Raw genomic sequence first — 14,548 nt, forward strand, 5'->3', positions numbered from 1 at the left:
GTCGGCGTGCGCGGGGCCGGGCGCCGCTCAGTCCGGCGGGACGGGCCGCAGGTGGACCCACAGGTCGGGGCCGAGCTGCTGCACGGGGCCGCCGCCGGCGGGGTCGAGCCGCCACCGGGAGGCGTCCGCGAGGGTGCCGATGCCGAGCTCCTCGAAGGCGGGCCGTCCCGCCCCGAGCACGAGGGGCGCCTGGTAGAGGCTGAGCTCGTCGACGAGTCCCGCGCGGAGGAAGGCCGCGGCGACGGTGGCCCCGCCCTCGATCAGCACATGGCGCACGCCGGCGTCGTAGAGCTCGGCCAGGGCGGAGTGGGGGTCGTGGGTCGCGACGTGCCGGAAGCGCCCGTCGGTCCCGCGGATCGCGGCGGTCGGCGGCACGGGGCGCAGGCCCATGGCCACGCGCAGGGGCTGCCGGGGGACCACGTCCCCGTCGCCGGTGCGGGCGGTGAGACGGGGGTCGTCGGCCAGGACCGTGCCGCTGCCCACGAGGACGGCGTCGGCCCGGGCGCGCAGGTCGTGCCCGTGCTCGCGGGCCGACGACGACGTGATCCACCGGCTGGTCCCGTCCGCGGCGGCGATCCGGGCGTCCAGGCTCTGGGCGACCTTGAGGGTCACGAACGGGCGCTGGGCGCGCACGGTCTCGCCCCAGCGGTCGTTGAGCCGCTCCGCCTCCTCGGCCAGCAGGCCCGAACGGACCTCGAGGCCCGCGGCGCGCAGGGTGGCGGCTCCGCCGGAGGCGGCGGCCGTGCGGTCGGGGGCGCCGTAGACCACCCGGGGCACGCCCGCCTCCACGATCGCCTCGGCGCACGGGCCGGTGCGGCCCCAGTGGTTGCACGGCTCGAGGGTCACGTACATGGTGGTGCCGCGCAGGTCGGTCCCGGCGGACCCGGCGCGCTCCAGGACGTCGACCTCGGCGTGGACGGTGCCCGCCCCGCGGTGGTGGCCGACGTGCAGGATCCGGCCCCCGCCGCCGACGAGGACGGCCCCGACGAGGGGATTGGCCCCGCGCGGGCCGCGCGCCGCCGCGTGCAGGGCGGTCCGCATGACCGACCGCTCGGCGTCGTCGCCGGTCCGGTGCTGCGGGTCCATCGCGTCGTCCTTTCCCGGGGGTGGAACCGGGGCGCAGGACAACGGTGCCGCCGTCGGGACCCGCGGGTCCGGACGGCGCCGTGGCGGTGCCGTCGACGGCACGCCACGAGGGCCGTTGAACGTGTTGCCTTCCATCCAGACTGTGACTGTCGGTACCGGAGTTCCACCGATTCGGCCGGACGACCTGTCGGTGCAGGAGCTGCGCTCCCGCACGGACGTGGCCGTCCGGTTCGCGGACTGTGACCGCCGGTTCGGACTTGCACCGACCCCGGAACACGTTGTTCGTGCCCCGATTATGTCACAGGGCGTGCCCCGGGCGGCCCGCCGCCGGACGGCTCAGGCCTGCGCGGCGCGGGCCGCGCCGCGCAGGGCCGTGATCGCGGCCCCGGGGTCCTCCGCGCCGTAGACGGCGGAGCCCGCCACGAACGTGTCGGCCCCCGCCTCCGCGGCCCGCACGATGGTCTCCGCCGTGATCCCGCCGTCCACCTGCAGGGCCACCCGTCCCCCGCCCGCCCGGATGGCCTCGGCGGCCCGCCGGATCTTCGGCAGCGTGACGTCGAGGAAGGCCTGGCCGCCGAAGCCCGGCTCCACCGTCATGACCAGGAGCATGTCCAGCTCGGGCAGCAGGTCGAGGTACGGCTCCACGGGGGTCGCGGGGCGCAGGGCCATCCCGGCCCGGGCCCCGTGGGCGCGCAGCTCACGGGCCAGCTTGAGCGGGGCGCGGGCGGCCTCGGCGTGGAAGGTGACGGACTCGCAGCCGAGCTCGGCGTAGCCGGCGGCCCAGCGGTCCGCGTCCTCGATCATGAGGTGCACGTCCAGTGGGAGGGGGCTGACGGCCAGGATCCGTTCCACGAGGGGCATGCCCAGCGTCAGGTTCGGGACGAAGTGGTTGTCCATGACGTCCACGTGCACGGCGTCGGCGGCGGCGATCCGGTCCAGCTCGGACTCGAGGTTGACGAAGTCGGCGGAGAGGATCGAGGGGTGGATGCAGGTTCGGGGCACGGGGACTCCTGGTGGGTGGTCGGTCGGGGCGTCAGCGCTTGCGCAGCAGGGCCAGGAACATGGCGTCCGTGCCGTGGACGTGCGGCCACAGCTGCACGGTCGCGGGGCCGGTGTCCCCCGCCCACGGGCGGGACGGGTCGCGGTCCCCGTCGAGGCTGCCGGGCAGGGCCGCGGCCCGGACCGGCTCCAGGGCGTCGACCAGCTCGGCGTCCCGGCGTCCGGCCAGCACGTCCTGGACCACGGTGAGGGTCTCGGCCGCGTGCGGGGAGCAGGTCGCGTAGGCGACCAGGCCGCCGGGGCGGGCGACGTCCAGGGCGGCGTGCAGCAGCTCCCGCTGCAGCGGCCCGAGCTCGGCCAGGTCCCGGGGGCTGCGCCGCCAGCGGGACTCCGGGCGGCGGCGCAGCGCCCCGAGGCCCGTGCACGGGGCGTCGACGAGCACCCGGTCGAAGCCGGCTTCCACCGCGGGTCGTCCGCCGAGCAGCTCGTCGGCGCTGCGGCCGTCCCCCGTGCGCACCGTCCAGGCGTGCTCCGGGACGGGCCGCAGGGCCCGGCGCACGAGCTCGGCCCGGTGCGGAGCCACCTCGTTGGCCGTCAGGTGGGCCCCCTGCCGGTCGGCGAGCGCCGCGAGCAGGGCCGCCTTCCCGCCCGGGCCGGCGCACAGGTCCAGCCAGCGACCGCCCTCCGCCCCGCCGCCGGCGTCCTGCCCGGCGGCCACCAGGGCGCGGGCCACGAGCTGGGACCCGGCGTCCTGGACGCGGACCCCGCCCTCGCGCACGGACGCCAGCCGGTGCAGGTCGCCGCCGCTGCTCAGCGCGGAGCCCGGGACGAGGGTCCCCTGCTCGGCGCCCGCGGCGAGAGCCTCGTCGAGGTCGCCGAGACCGGGCAGGGCGACGAGGTTGACCACGGGGGCGGCGTTGTCCGCCTCGAGCAGGGCCTCGATCTCGGCGGCGTCCCGGCCGTGGGCGGTGAGCGCCTGGCGCAGGGCGCGGACCACCCACGCCGGGTGGGCGTGGGCCAGGCCGAGGCGGGCGGTCTCGTCGGGGGCGTCGGCGGTGAGCTCCTCCACCCACGCGGCCAGGTCCCGGGCCGCGACCTTGCGCAGCACCGCGTTGACGAGCCCGCCGGGGCCCGCCCCGACGACGGCCCGGACGAGGCCCACCGTCTGGTCGAGGGCCGCGTGGTCGGGCACCCGCATGGCCAGCAGCTGGTGGGTGCCCAGGCGCAGGGCGTCCAGCACCGCGGCGTCGAGCTCGGCCAGGGGGCGGTCGACGCAGCGGGCCAGCACGGCGTCCCAGGTGCCCTGCCAGCGCAGCGCCCCGTAGGCCAGCTCCGTGGCGAAGCCCGCGTCCCGCCGGTCCAGGCGGTGGGCCCGGACGAGCTTCGGGAGCACGAGATTGCCGTAGGCGCCCTCCTCGGACACCGCGCGCAGGGTCTCGAACGCCGCCAGGCGGGCCGGATCGGCCCGCCGCGTCCGCCCCGCGGGCGCGGCGGAGGAGAAGGCCCGGTCGGTCTGCGCCCGCCGGTTGCGCTCGTGCCCCCTCGCGTTGCGCCGCGCGCCTCCCGGCCGCCGGTCGCGGTCGCCTCGCCGATCGCCGCGCTGCCCGTCCTCGCGCTCGCTCACTGGAACACCACCTCGTCCTCCGTGCTGCGGCCCCGCGCCCAGGCGGTGGCCTCCATGGTCTTCTTCCCCGCCGGCTGCACCCGCGTCAGCTGGACCGCGTACGAGCCCGTGCCCACGAGCACGGCGTCCCCGCGCAGGACGCACCGGCCCGGGGCGAGGTCCCGGACGTCGGGCCGGGGCGCCACGCGGTCGAGCTTGAGCCGGCGGTCGTCGAGCAGGGTCCAGGCCCCGGGCTCGGGCGTCGCCCCGCGCACCCGGTGGGACACGGCCACGGCGGGGTCCGTCCAGCGGACCCGCCCGTCCTCGGCGGTGAGCTTCGGGGCGTGGGTCGCGTCGCCCTGCTGCGGCGCCGGGCGGGCGGAGCCGTCGACCACGGCGCGCAGGGAGTCCGCCAGCAGCGGCGCCGCGGTGCGGGACAGTCGCTCCAGGACCGTCCCGGCGGTGTCGTCGGGACGGACCTCGTCGGTCATGGTGCCCAGGACGGGCCCGGTGTCGAGACCGGCCTCCAGCAGGAAGGTGCTGGCCCCGACCACCGTGTCCCCGGCCATGAGGGCGCGCTGGACGGGGGCGGCGCCGCGCCACTGCGGCAGCAGGGAGAAGTGCAGGTTGATCCAGCCGTGCGGCACGGCGTCCAGGGCGGCCTGCGGGACCAGGGCCCCGTAGGCGACGACGGCGGCCACGTCCGCGCCCAGCTCCCGGATCCGCTCGGTCAGCTCCGCGTCCACCCGGTTGGCCTTGAGCACGGGCAGGCCCCGCCGCTCGGCCTCCTCGGCCACGGGCGAGGGGGTCAGCACCTTCTTGCGCCCCACCGGGGCGTCGGTGCGGGTGAGCACGGCCACGATCTCGACGTCGGGCCGCTCGGCCAGGTGGACCAGGGACGGCACGGCGACGGACGGCGTGCCGGCGTAGAGGATCTTCACGGCTCTCCTGACGGGTGGGGAGGGGGCGGGACTCAGGCGGGGCGGGACGGGCCGGCGCCGAAGGATCCCGCGCCGAAGGAGGTGCCCACGTGCGCGGCCCGCTGCCCGGCCACACCGCGCACCACGCCGTCGTAGTCGGCGGCGCGGATGGCCCGCATGGCGTCCTTCTTCGCCGCACCGACCAGGCGGTCGACGTAGAGGCGCCCGTCCAGGTGGTCGGTCTCGTGCTGCAGGCAGCGCGCCAGCAGACCGGTGCCCTCGACGGCCACGGGAGCGCCGTGCTGGTCGAGGCCCGTGACCCTGGCCCAGTTCCGGCGCGGGGTGTCGTAGGCCAGGCCCGGGACGGAGAGGCAGCCCTCGCCGCCCTCCTGGGGCTCCTCGCCCACCTCCAGGACCGGGTTGACCACGTGCCCCTCGCTGCCCTCGACCGCCCAGGTGAACAGCCGCACGCTGACGCCGACCTGGGGCGCAGCGAGGCCGACGCCGCCGACGTCGAGCATCGTCTCGTGCATGTCCGCGACGAGGCGGCGCAGGGCGTCGTCGAAGGCCGTGACCTCCTCCGCGCGGGTGCGCAGGACGGGGTCACCGATGGTGCGGATGGGCAGGACGGACATGGAGGGACCTCGCTCTCGACCCGGCAAGTCTACGGGCCGTCCGTCCCCCGCGGGCACGCGGGGCGCTCCGGGGCTACGGCTGCTCGCGCAGCGGCGGCGGCGGCACCGGGCGCAGGGCCGGCCCGGCCGCGGCGAGGGCCGTCTCCTGGGTCCACAGCCGGTGCAGGGCGCAGAACTTGTACCAGTGCTGCTCGAGCACCGCCGGAACCGCCTGCACGGGCACGACCTCCGTCTCGCCGACCGCCACGCCCAGCAGCAGGTCCGCGCTGCCGTACGCCCACGGCTCCCAGGTGCCGGCCTCCGCGTCCACGAGGGACTCCTCCGCCTTGAGACCGGCCACGAGCTGGGTCACGACCTTCGGGTCGAGGGACTTCACGCGCCCGTCCCGGTCCGTGCCCTTCGTCTTGTAGTCGATCAGGCACACCTTGCCGGCGATCCGGGCCACGAGGTCGAGGGTCCCCGCATAGCCCACGGTGGAGTTCCACACCGTGACCTCCACCGCGAGCGGTTCGGGGGCGTAGAGGTCCCACCACTCGTCGAAGCGCGAGGCGAAGCGCTCCTCGCCGTGCTCGGCCAGGGCGGCACGGGCGTCCGCCGCCCGGTGGGGCCGGCCGAGGGCCCGCAGGGCGATCTGTTCGGCGTAGGTGTGCACGCGGTCCCCGCGTGCCGCGGCCTCGTCGCGGTGCCGTTCGGCGGCCTTGGCCGCGTCGCGCACCACGGCGCGCAGCTGGGCCGGCGAGCCCAGGGCCGCGCGCAGCCGCTCGTCCCGCACGGCGGCCTGCGCGGCGGAGTAGCCGTACCAGCCGTCCAGGTCCGTGGCGGCCCGGGAGAGGACCGTGGTGATGGAGGGGACGGTCGCCTGGTCCGCGACGGATCTCGCGTACATCCGTCCGTACTCGGTCTGTTCCGCCAGCCTGGGCTGTGTCACGCTGCTCGTCGCCTCTCCCTCGCGTCGCCCCGGGGCCCGGGGCGGTCCCGATGCTCCGGGTCCTGACCCGCAGGCTACCGACCGCCTCGGACACGGGACGCCGAGGAGCCCGCCGTGCGGTGCCGTCCCTGCGCCCGGCACGGTGCTGCTCCTGCGCAGGGGCCCGGTCCGGGACCGGGGCGGACCCGGGGCACGACGAAGGCCCCGGCTCGTGGAGCCGGGGCCTTCCAGGTGGTGCGCGATACTGGGATCGAACCAGTGACCTCTTCCGTGTCAGGGAAGCGCGCTACCGCTGCGCCAATCGCGCTCGACCGGCGGTTCCCGAGGGAGACCGTCAAGCGTGGTGGGTGTGCACCGAGGTGGAGACGGGATTCGAACCCGCGTAGACGGCTTTGCAGGCCGCTGCCTAACCACTCGGCCACCCCACCGGGACCTGGTCCTTGCGGACAGGGCCGTCGGTCACGACATCGTTCATGCCGATCACTGCGAGCGGACGACGGGAGTCGAACCCGCGACATCCACCATGGCAAGGTGGTGCTCTACCAGCTGAGCTACGTCCGCATGTCTTGCTTCGGCCGATCTCTCGATCTTCCGAACAGGAACTCTAGCACAACCCGTTCCGGCGGTGTTCGTGCCGGATCGGGGCGTGCCGGGGTCGACGGACTCGGGGTCCAGGGCGGCCTGGCGGCCGGTCCTCTCGCCGGAACCCGTCGGTGTTCCTGACAGGTGGAGACTTTACGGGACCCATTTCCGAAACGCCAAATCCCCTCGGCCGCCGGAGCGCGGCGGGGACTGGCGGGCCGCGCCCGCCTCCGAATTGGCCCGCGGCCGGGATGTGGGTTATGGTTTTCGAGCAGTGAGCGCGATTGGCGCAGTGGTAGCGCGCTTCGTTCACACCGAAGAGGTCACTGGTTCGAACCCAGTATCGCGCACGAGTTCCGCACAGAGGGCCCCGGCTGAGATTCTCAGCCGGGGCCCTCTGTCGTCGTCGCCGTGCGGCGCCGCGACCGTCGCGGGTCCGGTCACTGGCCCCGGGACGGTGCCCGCCCTCCGTGCGCCGCGGCGCCCGGGAGGACGGGCACGGGCCCTCAGACGGCGGAGACGTCCCCGAGGATGCCCTCGCGGGCGAGGGCCGTGAGGCGGGAGACGGCGCGGAAGTACTTCTTCTGGTAGCCGCCGGCCATCATCTCCGCGGTGAAGACCTCGTCGAAGGGCCGGCCGGAGGCGATGATCGGCAGGTTCTTGTCGTAGAGCCGGTCCGCCAGCACCACGAAGCGCAGGGCCACGGCCTGCTGCTCGATGGTGTGGACGTCGCGCCAGACCACGGCGTCGATCCCCTCGAGCAGCTTGCGGTACCGGGAGGGGTGCACACCCGCGAGGTGCTCCACGAGGTCGGCGAACCGGTCGGCGGCCACGACGCGGTCCGGGAAGTGCTCCTCCACGGCCCGGTCGAGCTCGGCGTCCGACAGCGGCGCCGGGGCCTGCGGCAGACCCCGGTGCCGGAAGTCCTCGCCGTCGATGCGCTGCACCTCGAACTGGTCGGCCAGCACCTGGATCTCCCGCTGGAAGTCCTGGGCGGCGAAGCGGCCCTCACCGAGGGAGCCGGGCAGCGTGTTGGACGTCGCCGCGATCCGCACGCCGGAGTCGGCGAGCTCGCGCATCAGCCGGGACATAAGGACCGTGTCCCCGGGGTCGTCGAGCTCGAACTCGTCGATGCACACCAGTTTGTAGGCGCTCAGGGCGTCGACGGCCTTGCGGAACGTCAGGGCTCCCACGAGGTTGGTGTATTCCACGAAGGTGCCGAACGCCTTCGGGCCGGGGACCGCGTGCCACAGCGAGGCGAGCAGGTGGGTCTTGCCCACCCCGAAGCCGCCGTCGAGGTAGACCCCCGTCCGCACCTCGTCCTTGCGGGGCCCCCCGCCGAAGAGCTTGGTGAAGAACCCGCCGCCGGAGCCGGTCGAGCGGTTGACGGAGTCCGCGAACTTCCGCAGCTCCCGCACCGCCTCCGCCTGGGACGGCTGCTGCGGGTCGGGGCGGTAGGTGTCGAACGAGACCTCCCCGAAGCGCTCCGAGGGCCGGAACGCCGACAGCAGTTCGTCGGCCGACACCTGGGGGCGCCGCTCGGTGAGGTGTTCGATCTGGATGCTCACGTAGGAGACCTCTCTGTCCGCCGGGCACGGCGGTTCGCTGGTACGGCGCGCCGAGCGGCGCACGCGCGTGCTCCGGCGATTTTACCGGCTGCCCGTCTCCCGGGGTGCGCCCGCCGCGAAATCCGGCCGGCGGCGGCGGCGCGACAGCGCCGCGGCGACTCCCCCGGCGGGGCGGCCCGCCGCCGGGACCACTACCCTGGAGGGGATACCGGTCCGCGAGGACCCGTGCCCCTGATCCCCACCCCGGAAGGAGTCCCCATGGGCGTTGCCGTGGAGAACAACGAAGAATTCGCGCAGTACGCGCACCCCGAACGACTCGTGTCCACCCAGTGGGTCGCCGAGCACCTGGACGACCCGGGAGTCGTCGTGGTCGAGTCGGACGAGGACGTCCTGCTCTACGAGACCGGCCACGTGCCCGGTGCCGTGAAGATCGACTGGCACACCGACCTCAACCGCCCCGACACCCGCGACTACGTCGACGCGGCGGAGTTCGCCGAGCTCATGGCGCGCAAGGGCATCTCCCGCGACACCACGATCGTGGTCTACGGGGACAAGTCCAACTGGTGGGCCGCCTACGCGTTGTGGGTGTTCGAGCTGTTCGGCCACCCGGACGTGCGGCTCATGAACGGCGGGCGGGACAAGTGGGCCGCCGAGGGGCGGGAGCTGTCCACGGAGAAGGTCGTGCCCGAGCGCGCCGACTACCCCGTGGTCGAGCGCGACGACGCGCCGATCCGCGCCTACCAGGAGGACGTGCTGGCGCACCTGGGCGAGCAGCCGCTGATCGACGTCCGGTCCCTGCCGGAGTACACGGGCGAGCGCACGCACATGCCCGAGTACCCCCAGGAGGGCACCCTGCGCGGCGGGCACATCCCGACCGCGGCGTCCGTGCCGTGGGCGCGGGCCGCCGCCGAGGACGCCACGTTCCGCTCGCGCGCGGAGCTCGAGGCGATCTACCGCGACGAGGTCGGGCTCTCCGACGACGACGACATCATCGCGTACTGCCGCATCGGCGAGCGCTCCAGCCACACCTGGTTCGTGCTCAAGCACCTGCTGGGCTACGAGAAGGTCCGCAACTACGACGGCTCCTGGACCGAGTGGGGCAACTCCGTGCGGGTGCCGATCGTCCTCGGCGAGGAGCGCGGCGAGGTCCCGGGGTCGCGCCGATGAGCGGGGCGCTGCCCGCCCAGCTCGAGGAGCTCGTCGCGGACTTCACGGCCGTGCCGCAGGAGGACAAGCTCGAGCTGCTGCTCGACTTCTCCCGCTCCCTGCCGGCGCTGCCGGACCGCCTGGGCGAGCACCCGGAGGAGCTCGAGCAGGTCGTCGAGTGCCAGTCCCCGCTGTTCCTGACGGTCGAGTGGGAGGAGGGCGCCGTCCCCGGCCCCGGCGCCCCGGTGCGGCTGTTCTTCTCCGCCCCGGCCGAGGCCCCGACCACCCGCGGCTTCGCCTCGATCCTGCACGAGGGCCTCGACGGGCTCCCGGCCCAGCAGGTCCTGGACGTGCCCGACGACCTGCCGGAGCGCTTCGGGCTCACCCAGCTGGTGTCGCCGCTGCGGATGCGCGGGATGTCCGCGATGCTGGCCCGCATCAAGCGGCGCGTCCGCGAGCTCCAGGACGCCTGAGGACCCGGGGCACCCGGATGGCGAAGGCGTCCCGCGGCGCGGGCCCCACCGCCGCGGTCGCGCTCCTGGCGCGCGAGCGGGTGGCCTTCACCCTGCACGAGTACGCCCACGACCCGGCGGCGGCGTCCTTCGGCCTGGAGGCCGCCGCCGCCCTCGGGCGCGACCCGGGGCAGGTGTTCAAGACGCTGCTGGTCGTGCACGAGCGGGAGTGGGCGGTCGCGGTGCTGCCCGTCTCCGCGCGACTGTCCCTGCGGGCGGCCGCGGCCGCCCTGGGCTGGAAGCGGGCGGCCATGGCCGAGCCCCGGCTCGCGGAGCGGCGCACCGGCTACGTGGTGGGCGGGATCTCGCCCCTCGGGCAGAGGACGCCCTCCCCCACCCTGCTCGACGACTCCGCGGAGGCGTGGTCCACGGTCCTCGTCTCCGGCGGGCGCCGCGGCCTCGACGTGGAGCTGCCGCCGGCCGAGCTGCTGCGGCTCACGGGCGGGCGCACCGCCGCGCTGCGGTCCTGAGCGGTCCTCAGCGCCGCCGCGCGCGCACGGGCTCGAAGGTCCGGGCGTCCTGGGCCAGCCGGCCCGGCAGCCAGCGCCGCACGGCGTCCTCCCACCGCTGCGGGTCCACGTTCCACTCCTTGGTGTGCCGGGCGCGGGCGAAGGGGACGAACTCCACGAGCCGGTTCAGCTCCGCGAGCCGGCGGGAGCTGGCGGCCGGGACGAACTCGTCGTCCACGGAGTGCAGCACCAGGGTGGGCGTGCGCAGGTGCTCGGACCGGGAGAGCCAGTCGAGGGCCTGGAGGTCCACCGGCGCGGCGAGACCGGTCAGCATCCGCCCGGCCGGGTGGGAGATCAGGTTCGTGGCCAGCCGGCCGATCCCCGAGGGTATGCGGCGGGTGCGGGAGTGGTGGGCGATCAGCTCGAACCAGTCGACCACCGGGCCGGTCAGCACGAGGGCCGCGATGTCGTCCCGGTAGAAGGACAGGTCCGCCGTCTGCAGCGAGATCGCCCCGCCCATCGACCAGCCGAAGAGCACGATCTGGGTGGCGCCCCGGGACTTCGCGTAGCTGATCGCCGTCTGCACGTCCTTCCACTCCGTGAAGCCCAGCCCGTACCGGAAGTCGTGCGTGGGCGGCGCCTCCCGGTCGTTGCGGTAGGAGATCAGCAGGGAGCTCAGCCCGAGCTCCCGCGCCACCGGCACGGCACGGACGGTCTCCATCCGGTTGGCGCCGCGGCCGTGCACCATGATCGCCCACGGCCCCGGGAGCTCCCGGGGCCGCTCGCCCTCCGGGGTCGGGCCGCCGTCGGCGGGGACCACCCAGCAGGGCGCGGGCCCGACCTCGATCGGTATCTCCACCTCCTCGAACGGCAGTCCCGCCGCCCCGGGGTCCGGGTAGACCGTCCCGGACCAGAAGCCGCGGGTCGCCCGGAGGAGGTCCCCCGAGTAGACCTCCTCGACCACCCGGGTCACGGTGCCCTCCTGGGGGGAGTAGGAGCGGATGGCGCCGATCCGGGCGTGACCTCGCCCCGCGTCGAAGCGCAGGCTGTAGGTCCCCGCGACGGTCGTGTCCACCGTGGCCGGGAGCCGCACGAGCGTCGTCGCGGACGGGTCGCCGTCCTCGCCGGTGCGGGTGACGCCGAGGATCTGCAGGTCCTCGGAGCGGTACTTCGGCGGGACCACCACCTGCCGCGCGAAGTAGGCGGCCGCCGCGCTCGAGAGCCCGAAGGACAGGGACGCCGCCCCCACGGTGACGGCGGCGCCCACCACGGCGCCGCGCGCCCACTGCGTCGCGGACTGGGGCTCGGGGGCGGCGGAGACCGGCGGGGGGCGACGAGGCATGCCCCCCAGTCTTCCACGCAGCCCGGGCATAACCGGGAGGGACGCGTCGTTGTGCTGGCCGGGCGGTCCGTGCCCGTCCGGCGCCGAGCCGCCCCGTGCGGACCGCCGGGCAGGCCCCGCACGGGGCCCGCTCCCCGGAGCACCGACCACATCCCGGAGGACGACACCATGAGCGAGACCACCAGGCACGGCGACCGCCCCGACGCCACCGGACGGACCGAGGAGGACTGGCGCTCGATCCTGTCCCCGGAGGAGTACCACGTGCTCCGAGAGGCCGGCACGGAGCGGCCCTTCACCGGCGAGTACTGGGACACGAAGGCCGAGGGCGTCTACGAGTGCCGCGCGTGCGGCGCGGAGCTGTTCCGCTCCGACACCAAGTTCGACGCGCACTGCGGCTGGCCCTCCTTCTACGCCCCGCTGGCCGAGGACCGGGTCCGCTACATCAAGGACACCGCCCTGGGCATGGAGCGGGTGGAGGTCCGGTGCGCCGCCTGCGACTCGCACATGGGCCACGTCTTCGGCGGGGAGGGCTTCCCCACCCCCACGGACCTCCGGTACTGCATCAACTCCGTCTCCGTCCGCCTCGTGCCCGCCACCTCCTGAGCGGTCCCGCCCGGGCGGGACCGGGTGACCCGGACCACGACGATCGAGTCCTCGCGGCGTGGCACGGCCGCCCCGGGCGCCCCGACGGCCTACCCTTCCAGTGTGAGCGCGGTGAACGGCCTGTCCGAGGTGTACCAGGACTTCCAGGACGCCCTCGAGCAGCTGCGCCGCACCGGCCACCGGGAGGGCGTGGAGCTCACGGCGATCCCCGCCCCCACGCACCTCGCCCCGTTCGCCGCCGCGGTGGGCGCCGAGGTGCGGCGACCGCTCGTCCCGTCCCGCGCCCCGGCCCTCACGGCCGGTCCGGGAGGGGTGCCGGCGGCCGGTCCGGCCGGCGTCCCGGACCGGGTGACCGGCGCCCCGGACGACGAGCTGGCCACGGGTCGCTTCGTGCTCCTGCACGATCCGTCCGAACCGGCCGCGTGGGGCGGACCGTTCCGCATCGTCACCTGGGCGCGGGCGGCCGCGAGCCGTGACATCGGCTGCGACGACACGGCGGGCGCCATCACCTGGACCTGGCTCCTCGAGGCCCTGCAACGCCACCGCGCCGGATATTCTCGGGAGGGCGGCACCGCGTCCCGGGTCCTCGCCGAGGGCTTCGGTCTGCTCGGCGACCAGGAGGAGGGGGCCGACGTCGAGCTGCGGGCCTCCTGGACGCCCGACGGCTCCGACGTGGCTCCGCACCTCGCGGCCTGGGCCGACACGGTCTGCACCTTCGCGGGCCTGCCGCCGTACCCGCGGGGCGTGACCGTGCTGCACCCGCGCCGCTGACCACCGAACCGACCGCGCCCCGCCGGGGCCGACACAGAATCGAAGACGCTCCTTGACCAGCCCAGCCGACCGCCGCACCGCGCCCGACGAGCCCTCGACCTCCGTGGTCGCCGGATTCGAGGACTTCGAGATCCCCGACAGCGTCCACCTCGCGGCGCCGTTCGACGGGATCCCTCCCGTCATCGACACCGTGGCGGGGCTGGAGCGGGCCGCCGCCGTCGTCGCCGGCGGCTCCGGCCCGGCGGCCATCGACACGGAGCGGGCGTCCGGCTTCCGCTACGGGCAGCGCGCCTTCCTCGTGCAGCTGCGGCGCGAGGGCGTGGGCACCGTGCTGATCGACCCGGAGGCCACCGGCTCGCTGGCCGTGCTGGGCGAGGCGCTCTCCGGCGTCGAGTGGGTGCTCCACGCGGCCACCCAGGACCTGCCCTCCCTGCGCGCGCTCGGCATGGAGCCGGATCGGCTCTTCGACACCGAGTTGGGCGGGCGCATCGCGGGGCTGCGGCGCGTGGGCCTGGCCGCGGAGACGGAGGAGCTGCTGGGCTACACGCTGGCGAAGGAGCACTCCGCCGTGGACTGGTCGAAGCGGCCCCTGCCGAAGGACTGGCTGAACTACGCCGCGCTCGACGTGGAGATGCTCATCCAGCTGCGCTGGGCCATGGAGGAGCTGCTGCGGGAGAAGGGCAAGCTCGAGTGGGCGCTGGAGGAGTTCGAGGCCGTGCGCACGGCCGAGCCGGCTCCCCCGCGCCAGGACCCGTGGCGCCGGACGTCGGGGATCAACAAGGTGAAGGGCCGGCGCCAGCTCACCGCGCTGCGCGGCCTGTGGGAGGAGCGGGAGCGGCTCGCCCAGCACAAGGACGTCGCCCCCGGGCGGCTGCTGCCGGACGCCGCCCTGGTCGCGGCGGCGACCGCCATGCCGCGCACCGTGCCGCAGCTCCTCGCCACCCCCGGCTTCCACGGCCGGCTCGCGGCGCGCGAGGCACCCCGGTGGCTGCGGGCGGTCGCCGAGGCCCGCACGGCGACGGAGCTGGTCCCCTTCACGGTGAAGTCCGACGCCCTGCCGCCAGTGAAGGCGTGGGAGGTCAAGCGCCCCGAGGCCGCCGCGCGGCTGCGGGTCCTGAAGCCGCTCCTGGCCGAGCTCGCCGAGGCGCACGAGCTGCCCACCGAGAACCTGCTCACCCCCGAGCACCTGCGGCGCTTCTGCTGGCAGCCGCCCAAGAGCACCACGGACCAGGCGGTGGCGGACCGTCTGCGGGACCTCGGGGCGCGCCGCTGGCAGGTCGGGCTGACGGCACCGGTCCTCGGCCCGGCGTGGCGGGAGCTGCGGGCCCGCAAGCGCGCGGCGCGCCAGGTGGAGCACGCCCAGCCGCCGGCCGGGGACGAGGACGTGCCCGCCGCCTGAGCCCG

At 75.4% G+C, this 14,548-nt stretch carries 14 protein-coding genes, 4 tRNA genes and 1 riboswitch; of the genes, 7 read left to right on the top strand and 11 right to left on the bottom strand.

The window, feature by feature from the left end:
- Positions 1–27: 27 nt before the first annotated feature.
- The 9 genes from ribD to ACYVM4_RS00590 form a co-directional block, all read right to left on the bottom strand.
- Entirely contained in the window at positions 28–1,086 is a 1,059-nt protein-coding gene (gene ribD, locus ACYVM4_RS00550) for a bifunctional diaminohydroxyphosphoribosylaminopyrimidine deaminase/5-amino-6-(5-phosphoribosylamino)uracil reductase RibD (protein ID WP_460667315.1), read from the bottom strand.
- Positions 1,087–1,203: 117 nt separating this feature from the next.
- A riboswitch (FMN riboswitch) is annotated at positions 1,204–1,367 on the bottom strand.
- Between the two features lie 55 nt (positions 1,368–1,422).
- On the bottom strand, positions 1,423–2,088 hold the full coding sequence (gene rpe, locus ACYVM4_RS00555; RefSeq protein WP_460667316.1) for a ribulose-phosphate 3-epimerase: 666 nt from the start codon (positions 2,086–2,088) through the stop codon (positions 1,423–1,425).
- Positions 2,089–2,119: 31 nt separating this feature from the next.
- On the bottom strand, positions 2,120–3,709 hold the full coding sequence (locus ACYVM4_RS00560; RefSeq protein WP_460667317.1) for an RsmB/NOP family class I SAM-dependent RNA methyltransferase: 1,590 nt from the start codon (positions 3,707–3,709) through the stop codon (positions 2,120–2,122).
- Positions 3,706–4,629, bottom strand: coding sequence for a methionyl-tRNA formyltransferase (fmt, locus tag ACYVM4_RS00565; protein ID WP_460667318.1), 924 nt, complete (start codon positions 4,627–4,629; stop codon positions 3,706–3,708). The genes ACYVM4_RS00560 and fmt overlap by 4 nt, the downstream gene beginning before the upstream one ends.
- 32 nt (positions 4,630–4,661) lie before the next feature.
- The gene (gene def, locus ACYVM4_RS00570) at positions 4,662–5,243 is read right to left on the bottom strand and encodes a peptide deformylase (RefSeq protein ID WP_460667319.1); all 582 of its coding nucleotides are present in this window, start codon (positions 5,241–5,243) and stop codon (positions 4,662–4,664) included.
- A gap of 73 nt (positions 5,244–5,316) precedes the next feature.
- The gene (locus ACYVM4_RS00575) at positions 5,317–6,171 is read right to left on the bottom strand and encodes a cytochrome (RefSeq protein WP_368821245.1); all 855 of its coding nucleotides are present in this window, start codon (positions 6,169–6,171) and stop codon (positions 5,317–5,319) included.
- A 232-nt stretch (positions 6,172–6,403) separates the two neighbouring features.
- A tRNA-Val gene (locus ACYVM4_RS00580) sits at positions 6,404–6,478 on the bottom strand.
- A gap of 50 nt (positions 6,479–6,528) precedes the next feature.
- Positions 6,529–6,599: transfer RNA gene (locus tag ACYVM4_RS00585), tRNA-Cys, on the bottom strand.
- Positions 6,600–6,659: 60 nt separating this feature from the next.
- A tRNA-Gly gene (locus tag ACYVM4_RS00590) sits at positions 6,660–6,732 on the bottom strand.
- 299 nt (positions 6,733–7,031) lie between these two features.
- Here ACYVM4_RS00590 and ACYVM4_RS00595 point away from each other — a divergent pair.
- A tRNA-Val gene (locus tag ACYVM4_RS00595) sits at positions 7,032–7,103 on the top strand.
- 156 nt (positions 7,104–7,259) lie between these two features.
- Here ACYVM4_RS00595 and zapE read toward each other — a convergent pair.
- Positions 7,260–8,321, bottom strand: a complete 1,062-nt coding sequence (zapE, locus tag ACYVM4_RS00600) for a cell division protein ZapE (RefSeq protein WP_460667320.1) — start codon at positions 8,319–8,321, stop codon at positions 7,260–7,262.
- 258 nt (positions 8,322–8,579) lie between these two features.
- Between zapE and ACYVM4_RS00605 the strand changes: the two genes are divergently transcribed.
- Genes ACYVM4_RS00605 through ybaK form a run of 3 tightly spaced genes read left to right on the top strand, consistent with a single transcriptional unit; the run spans position 8,580 to position 10,449 of the window.
- Positions 8,580–9,488: a sulfurtransferase gene (locus ACYVM4_RS00605; protein ID WP_368821243.1), complete on the top strand. Its 909-nt coding sequence runs from the start codon at positions 8,580–8,582 to the stop codon at positions 9,486–9,488.
- Positions 9,485–9,940 (top strand): SufE family protein, encoded by a 456-nt coding sequence (locus tag ACYVM4_RS00610; RefSeq protein WP_035924019.1) that lies wholly within the window; start codon positions 9,485–9,487, stop codon positions 9,938–9,940. The genes ACYVM4_RS00605 and ACYVM4_RS00610 overlap by 4 nt, the downstream gene beginning before the upstream one ends.
- 17 nt (positions 9,941–9,957) lie before the next feature.
- Positions 9,958–10,449: a Cys-tRNA(Pro) deacylase gene (ybaK, locus tag ACYVM4_RS00615; protein WP_368821242.1), complete on the top strand. Its 492-nt coding sequence runs from the start codon at positions 9,958–9,960 to the stop codon at positions 10,447–10,449.
- Between the two features lie 7 nt (positions 10,450–10,456).
- Here the strand turns inward: ybaK and ACYVM4_RS00620 are convergent, their stop codons facing one another.
- Positions 10,457–11,770 (bottom strand): alpha/beta hydrolase family protein, encoded by a 1,314-nt coding sequence (locus ACYVM4_RS00620; protein WP_460667321.1) that lies wholly within the window; start codon positions 11,768–11,770, stop codon positions 10,457–10,459.
- A 168-nt stretch (positions 11,771–11,938) separates the two neighbouring features.
- On the opposite strand from ACYVM4_RS00620, the gene msrB reads away from it, so the two are divergent.
- The 3 genes from msrB to ACYVM4_RS00635 all read left to right on the top strand — a co-directional run bounded on the left by msrB (position 11,939) and on the right by ACYVM4_RS00635 (position 14,543).
- Positions 11,939–12,373, top strand: a complete 435-nt coding sequence (gene msrB / locus ACYVM4_RS00625) for a peptide-methionine (R)-S-oxide reductase MsrB (protein WP_368831738.1) — start codon at positions 11,939–11,941, stop codon at positions 12,371–12,373.
- Between the two features lie 102 nt (positions 12,374–12,475).
- On the top strand, positions 12,476–13,144 hold the full coding sequence (locus ACYVM4_RS00630) for a DUF3000 family protein (RefSeq protein WP_368821239.1): 669 nt from the start codon (positions 12,476–12,478) through the stop codon (positions 13,142–13,144).
- A 103-nt stretch (positions 13,145–13,247) separates the two neighbouring features.
- Entirely contained in the window at positions 13,248–14,543 is a 1,296-nt protein-coding gene (locus tag ACYVM4_RS00635; protein ID WP_460667391.1) for an HRDC domain-containing protein, read from the top strand.
- The last annotated feature ends 5 nt before the right edge of the window (positions 14,544–14,548 follow it).

The sequence above is a fragment of the Kocuria himachalensis genome, from assembly GCF_054784195.1.

Coding starts and splice junctions, on each gene's coding strand:
- ACYVM4_RS00620 (WP_460667321.1), bottom strand. CDS start 11,770: ATGCCTCGTCGCCCCCCGCCGGTCTCCGCCGCCCCCGAGCCCCAGTCC.
- ybaK (WP_368821242.1), top strand. CDS start 9,958: ATGGCGAAGGCGTCCCGCGGCGCGGGCCCCACCGCCGCGGTCGCGCTC.
- ribD (WP_460667315.1), bottom strand. CDS start 1,086: ATGGACCCGCAGCACCGGACCGGCGACGACGCCGAGCGGTCGGTCATG.
- ACYVM4_RS00605 (WP_368821243.1), top strand. CDS start 8,580: ATGGGCGTTGCCGTGGAGAACAACGAAGAATTCGCGCAGTACGCGCAC.
- ACYVM4_RS00610 (WP_035924019.1), top strand. CDS start 9,485: ATGAGCGGGGCGCTGCCCGCCCAGCTCGAGGAGCTCGTCGCGGACTTC.
- def (WP_460667319.1), bottom strand. CDS start 5,243: ATGTCCGTCCTGCCCATCCGCACCATCGGTGACCCCGTCCTGCGCACC.
- msrB (WP_368831738.1), top strand. CDS start 11,939: ATGAGCGAGACCACCAGGCACGGCGACCGCCCCGACGCCACCGGACGG.